We start from the raw sequence: 6,057 nt of genomic DNA on the forward strand, positions 1-6,057 counted from the left end.
TATCGCCTCCTCGATCAAAGATCGAAACGGTTTAGCGTTGCCTGCTCCTCGATTGCAAAGCGACAGCTTTCGGCAGCTATTCGTACATCTTGGTGTGCGGCATCAAGAGCTATTGCAATGCCCAATGCCAGATCTGTGTCATCCGGATTCGAATTTGGAGAAGTAGACGCAGTCGATACTCATTTCCAAAAACAAATAAAACCCATTACTGCTGTGTCTTCGGAAGGATGTCAGGCAACTACTTACTTGACCTATTGCTATCCCTCCGAGGCTTCTCGTTGAGGCATTTTGTGGTCACTTCGCTCGATCCATTGGGCGCTCCTGTGTCGCGCGGTGTTTGGCAGACATCGGCCAGCTCACGGGTGACCTGCAACGCATGCCGGAGAATACGCAGCGCAGGGGCGGATAGAGGAAAAATCGCGATGCGCAAGTGGTCAGTGATGTTGAGCATGGTGTTGGGGCTGGTCGCTGTAGGCTGGGCTCTATCGCGGGCTAGTGGCGGCGACGCGCGCGGCGAGTTTGATGCGCAGGACGATGGGCAGGTTGCTCACTCAATCGTACCGATTCGTGCCTTGGAGGTGATAAACGACAAAGTCAGTCCATCTCTGGCTTTGTCAGATGCCCAAGGGCGGCTGTGGTTGTTGCAGCAGTATGGCGGTGATTGTGTTTCGCGGCGCGAGCTGGACGGCCGCTGGGTTACTGTGGTGGGCACGGATGCGCGTGAAAGTGATCGTGGCCAAGCTCTGGGTGCGAATGTTCAATCGCCTGACAACATCGCTTTTGCACCTGACGATACTCTGTATGTGGCTGACACAGGCAATCACGTTATCCGCGCATTGGACCTGGAGACCGGGCGCATTCGCTCCGTAGCTGGTGATGGCAAAGAAGGCGACGCCGATTCGCTGGCCAGGCCGGAGTCGTTGCTACGCACGCCAGATGGTGCCTTGTGGTTTATTGCAGGCCCGCATCGCTCACGCAAGGTCTATCGCCTGGAGCCCGGAACCGGACGACTTGATGTGGCTTATGACCCCAAGGAGGCGAGCCCCCAATGGGGTGGCAATGAAGGGGGCGACTACATGGCAGATCTAGCAGCAGATGCACAAGGGCGCATCTACGTCGCTGACAACGCGAATATGCGCCTGTTCCGGCTGGATGCATGGAGCGGCCCGCCTGCCAATCCACGCATGCCTGCGGCCACTGTGCTGGCTGGCAATGGCACATTGGGCGTTCTGCAAACTGACCGCCCATCCACAAACAGCTCGCTTGGATACATCACCAGTTTGGCGCTGGACCCCGAAGGCCAGGTTTATGTATATGAGGCCTCCGTTGAGGGACGCTTAGCCAAGCTTGATGCCAGTGCAGGTCGCTTTGTGACTGTGTTACCACCCGAGACCTGGGTTAGGCTGCCTGAGCAAGCACCTATGCGCTTGAACCTGCGGCAGGCGCGCCTGCGCGTGGGGAACGAAGGAGTGCTGTATCTTGCCGATCGCTTGAACCATCGCGTGCTGTTGCTGACACCGTGAATAGGCGTTGGTAAACGGTTCAAGGATCGCATGTGAAAGAGCGTAGCCGGTCACAACAAGCGGACTGGTCAGCTCTAGTCGGCTTGGATGGCCTACCCAAGCGGAATACCCATATTGTGGAGGCCTTCTTCCGCACGGCGTCCTTCAGCACCTGCAGATCTCTTTGTCAGCTTTCGGCGATATGACAAATGATCATGCGCTTGAACATCAGGGCCCCAGAAATAGAAAAAGCCCGTGGGGAGGGCTTCGGTCGGCTGAATAGAAGAGGTGTCTTGCTAGCAGAGCTGGCGCTCGCAAGGGATACCGTTGTTGTCCCCATCCATCTTGGTCCCGGGGCAGTTCCGTATGAAGTAGGTTGCCTCTTCACATGAAGTCATCTGAGAGCAATGGGTGCGCCCATCGCACTGGTATTTTGGCTTGCTGGGATTGACGCTGCGGCCCATGTCAATGTCACGAGCGCGCGGCTCGTTGATGAGGAGCTGAATTGCTGCGGCTTGCTGCTGCCGCGCCTGATAGGTTGCGTAGGCCTTCCAGGCTCCAATAGCAATCAGTGCATAGATGATCAATCGAAACAAGGTAGTGCCTCCTCATATTTGAATGGAGGGAATCCTGGGCCATGTGAGCAAGGGACACATTTCAGCGTCAAGGGCGCTTGTAGGTGGCGAGCTCAAGCATGGCGAAACCTGCTACTGCAAAGCACGTTGCAGCGCCTTCCCAGATATATGCAACGCGATAAGTGTTCATGTTCCTGAACATTGAGTCTCCAAAAAATAACCTTCTGATTGCGGGTAATGGTTTCTCATTAAGAAATGAAATAATTCGACCGGATTGGCTTCGGAAAATGATCCTAGTGCTATCAAAATGAGATGGTGGAATCGAGTTTTTAAGTAAGCGTTAGAGGTCATGAGAACTAAAGCTATAGCAGTTGGTATCGCGGCTATTTGCGCTACTTCACTTGCTTTGGACTGCTTCGGGAAAAACTCAAATGTTGTCGCTAGTGAAGTCAATAGAGCAGCTTCAGAATCTTTGAAGATTTATCGAAGACATGGCATGGCGGGGCTGAAGGGTGCTGTGTCTGAATGCTGGCAACAGCCGCGTGATTTCTGCCTTTACCTTGACGTGGCATCACAGCGAATTGCAGCAACCGCGAATCGCAGTGGCACTGCTGTTGACAAGTATTTCTTCACATCCACAGCGATGGAGCGGGGCCATGGATGGCTGTCGCTGAATACGCGAAGTGCCAAGGCCAATGTTCAGTATTTGCAGGCGGTAGAGCAAATCATGGACAGCCTCTTGAGCTCCCATCAGGAAAAAATGATTCACAGCGGTCAGTAGTTTTGGTAGGTGCCTCCTTCAGACACTGCTTTGTTTTGTCTTCCGACCACTCGGCATGCATGCCCCCGGGCGACGAGCTCGTCGCGCAGGCTCTGGGTGAAGCCTTGTGGCTCATCGGCTTGGGCATCTGGCACGGCCAGTCAGGCCAGTCTCCGCGCAGATAGCAACGAGCAAGATCAGGCCCTCAAGTAGCTTTGTCATGGTTTTGCTTCGTAGCGCTTATGTGGAAAGCGCGAGTAGTTATCAGTATTGATGGCTGCTCGCGTCACATCGGCCATGCATTTGGCGTGAGCGTCATCACCACGGCCGCTCCGACTAGGCAGAAGGGGTCGAAGTCGGTTGACGCCCATTACGCAGCGACCAGCAGTTTTGTTGAAGGGGGGAATGCATGGAGTCTCCTGTAGGTAAAGAAAAAGCCCGCGAGCGGTTGCTGCGGGCTTGAATAAAGAGCCGGTGACCTTTCGGGTCGTGTCTGGGGAGGGGTCAGAAGGGGGAGGAGCAAACCCCAGGCCCGGCGTAACAGGTGGATTGCGTCGAATTCTGCATGACGCTTTTGGCGCAAACAAGACGAATTCTGCTTACCTAAAAGTGGTGATGCACCATCTGACGTGACCACCGTTGCCACGACGCGGCTGTCGCGCCGTGCCCCTAATTGACGTCAGCCCAGGTGAATTCGAACTGCCGCACCTGCTTGAGTGGTCGCGCCGGATGGCCCCGCTAAAGCCCTGCGTGGGAAGGCCCATGTATGCCAGCATGCTGGCTAAACGCTCATATCTCAAGATCTCCGGGCACAAAAAAGCCACCCGTAGGTGGCTTTACTGGTGATTAGATAGGGCTACTGCTTGAAGTCCAGTCCTTGTCTGACGGCATCTCGCATACGCTGGTCCCGCTCATCCCCGGGCATTGGTTTGCTATTGCGATCCTCGATCCTGGCCTCAGACTCGGTGAAGGCCGGAGGCTCCGAGCGTGTAACCTGCCCTTTAGGCATATATGAAGGCTGAGCCTGGAAGTAGAGGAATAGGGTGGCCACAGTGACTGCAGCAACCCATGGCTTACGAAGCTTCCAGCTCAAGCCAAAGCCTATGGCAGCGCTCAAGAGTGGGATCAGGTTGATGAGCAGGGTCATTTGCCAATGTTAACCATTGGAACGGCATCGCCCAGGGAGGTGGTGGGGAGCTGGCCATTCCACTTTTCAATCCAGGCGCGCTCATTTTCCAGCTTGCGCAGTTGCAGCACTCGCGCATCGACGGATTGAGCCAGTACGGACTGAGACATGGCTTCGGTTTCTGCCTTTTCCTTGTCAATCGCACGTTGCAGACGAGCTTCCTGCAATTCGCGCTCTAACTGAGCCTTGGAGATGGCCAGCTGCGCTTCTTCCTTTTGGATAGCTTCGCGTCGTTCAGCAGCGGACTCCTGAGCATCTGTAATGATCTTTGGGTATCGGAGGTTGGTAATACCAACAAAGCGCACCGAGAAAGGTGTAAGCGCTTCAATGGCTTTGCCCAGCTGTACGCGCAAGTCAGAGTTGATTTTCTCGTTGCTCGAGGCGATTTCACTGATCGACAGTTTGCTCAAATATTCGCGCACCTCGGCTTGGATAATCTGGCTGGCATAGGTGCGGTACACCTGCTCATTGGCAATCGTGGACACGTAGTCCGAAACCTCTTTTGGCGCGACAGCATTAAAAAGCTCTGCCGTCTTTTTGGAGTTGATGCTCAAGGTTGCGCGAATGGTCACATCCAGGTTGAGCTTATCTTCGGGAATAAAGATGCTCATGGACTCTTCATAGCCCTTGTCAGACACATCCAGCAAAACTAGTCGATCACAGTAGGCCCAGCACTTGCCCAGACGGAACTTGGAGGTTGGGATCAGGTTGTCCTGATAGCCGTCTTTGGTCATGATCTTGCCAACGTGCGCAGGAGGAACCTCCACTTTTTGACCGCATGCCGCTAATACAAAGGCAGCAGCTACCGCTGCCAAACTGGTCTTGTGTTTCTTCGATAACTTCAAATCGAGCCGCCTCCTTCGCAGCTATAAAGCTGAGATTGAAACAAACTGCAGCTCTGTATGCAAGGCTCTAGTTTTAAACCCGGATGTGTTCCGCGCGGCCCGCTGAGCCCTGCAGGGAAATGCATATGCGTGCCGCATGCGGGTTAAAAACTCGCGTCTCAAAATCTCCGGGTGCAAAAAAGCCACCTCAAAGGTGGCCGGTCAAAGAAAGACCGCTCAGGGCAGGTATTGGTTAATCAATGAAGCCGAGTTCACGCAGTGCTTCTGTTTCTTGGGTGTACTCAGCGTCCTCGATTAGCAGCACGCCGTCAGGCCCATACACATTGCGTTGGGGCGCGCCCATGGGTTGCTCTATGCGTTCGACTTTGTAGCCGTGCCGCTCCCATATCTCGGTGGTGTTGATGCGTGTCATTGGTTCACTTTACTCAAATTGAAGCCCTGCAAGCAAGGCCTTGGTTTTAACAACTGCTGCCACTAAGACTGGCGCAGAGGTGACTTTCGGATACAAGTGAATGCTCGACACTGATCGCTGCACTTGATGAAAGCTACGTGGTATGTACATACAGCCGCTTTTTGCCATTTCTGAGGTCAGTGAGTTGCAGCAGGTCATGAATAGCTATCCGCTCGCAACACTGATTGCTGAAGGCGCAGGCGAGGTGGAAATCAATCTGCTGCCACTGCTGTTGGTGAAGGCGGGCTCGTTGGGGCGGCTCACCGGACACGTGAGCAAGAGTCATAACTTGTATTCAAAGGGCCGCAGCATCAAGATCGTGACTGCGATCTTCCAAAGCCCGAATGCCTATATCTCTCCCCAGTGGTATGTCAATGGGCAGCGAAGCGGGCGAAATGCACCAAGCTGGAACTACATGGCCGTTCAAGCGCAAGGCCGCATTTGATTTATCGGTGATGCTTTGTGGATGCGCGAGCACCTGGATGCCTTAACCCATTCCCAAGAGGTGTTGAGGGAAGAGGCATGGTCACCAACTCAAGCGGATCCCGAGTTCCTGGGATCTGTGGCGGCGCGGCTCATCGGCTTCGAGGTGGACATAGAAAACTTATGCGGCAAGCGATTCTTATCCCAGCAGCGCACAGCCGCTGATCGGGACAGTCTGATTCAGCACCTGGCTCAGGATCAAGGACCTGGCGCAGCCGCGGTCTCCAGGCTGATCAGGTCTTAGCGAGTGCCATG

At 54.4% G+C, this 6,057-nt stretch carries 7 protein-coding genes; 4 read left to right on the forward strand and 3 right to left on the reverse strand.

From position 1 onward, the window contains the following. Both Cth01_RS24200 and Cth01_RS23815 read left to right on the forward strand, forming a co-directional pair. A partial coding sequence (locus Cth01_RS24200) for a hypothetical protein (protein ID WP_217997483.1) occupies positions 1 to 282 on the forward strand: 282 nt, incomplete at its 5' end. A 140-nt stretch (positions 283 to 422) separates the two neighbouring features. Beyond that, positions 423 to 1,523, forward strand: a complete 1,101-nt coding sequence (locus tag Cth01_RS23815; RefSeq protein ID WP_055477438.1) for a Vgb family protein — start codon at positions 423 to 425, stop codon at positions 1,521 to 1,523. Between the two features lie 275 nt (positions 1,524 to 1,798). Here Cth01_RS23815 and Cth01_RS24415 read toward each other — a convergent pair whose 3' ends face one another. Beyond that, positions 1,799 to 2,098, reverse strand: a complete 300-nt coding sequence (locus Cth01_RS24415; RefSeq protein ID WP_045840609.1) for an excalibur calcium-binding domain-containing protein — start codon at positions 2,096 to 2,098, stop codon at positions 1,799 to 1,801. Between the two features lie 328 nt (positions 2,099 to 2,426). Between Cth01_RS24415 and Cth01_RS23825 the strand changes: the two genes are divergently transcribed. Continuing rightward, positions 2,427 to 2,858, forward strand: a complete 432-nt coding sequence (locus Cth01_RS23825) for a hypothetical protein (RefSeq protein ID WP_224651244.1) — start codon at positions 2,427 to 2,429, stop codon at positions 2,856 to 2,858. Between the two features lie 1,122 nt (positions 2,859 to 3,980). Here Cth01_RS23825 and Cth01_RS23830 read toward each other — a convergent pair. Next, positions 3,981 to 4,868: an SPFH domain-containing protein gene (locus Cth01_RS23830; protein ID WP_224650313.1), complete on the reverse strand. Its 888-nt coding sequence runs from the start codon at positions 4,866 to 4,868 to the stop codon at positions 3,981 to 3,983. Positions 4,869 to 5,100: 232 nt separating this feature from the next. Then, entirely contained in the window at positions 5,101 to 5,280 is a 180-nt protein-coding gene (locus Cth01_RS23835; protein ID WP_034407284.1) for a hypothetical protein, read from the reverse strand. Between the two features lie 142 nt (positions 5,281 to 5,422). On the opposite strand from Cth01_RS23835, the gene Cth01_RS24420 reads away from it, so the two are divergent. After that, entirely contained in the window at positions 5,423 to 5,764 is a 342-nt protein-coding gene (locus tag Cth01_RS24420) for an FMN-binding negative transcriptional regulator (RefSeq protein WP_224650314.1), read from the forward strand. The last annotated feature ends 293 nt before the right edge of the window (positions 5,765 to 6,057 follow it).

The organism is Comamonas thiooxydans (assembly GCF_000964545.1).
GTDB classification, from domain to species: domain Bacteria; phylum Pseudomonadota; class Gammaproteobacteria; order Burkholderiales; family Burkholderiaceae_C; genus Comamonas; species Comamonas thiooxydans.

Bases quoted from the DNA above. Each gene is read 5' to 3' on its own strand.
- Cth01_RS24420 (WP_224650314.1), top strand. From the start codon at position 5,423: ATGTACATACAGCCGCTTTTTGCCATTTCTGAGGTCAGTGAGTTGCAG.
- Cth01_RS23825 (WP_224651244.1), top strand. From the start codon at position 2,427: ATGAGAACTAAAGCTATAGCAGTTGGTATCGCGGCTATTTGCGCTACT.
- Cth01_RS23835 (WP_034407284.1), bottom strand. From the start codon at position 5,280: ATGACACGCATCAACACCACCGAGATATGGGAGCGGCACGGCTACAAA.
- Cth01_RS23815 (WP_055477438.1), top strand. From the start codon at position 423: ATGCGCAAGTGGTCAGTGATGTTGAGCATGGTGTTGGGGCTGGTCGCT.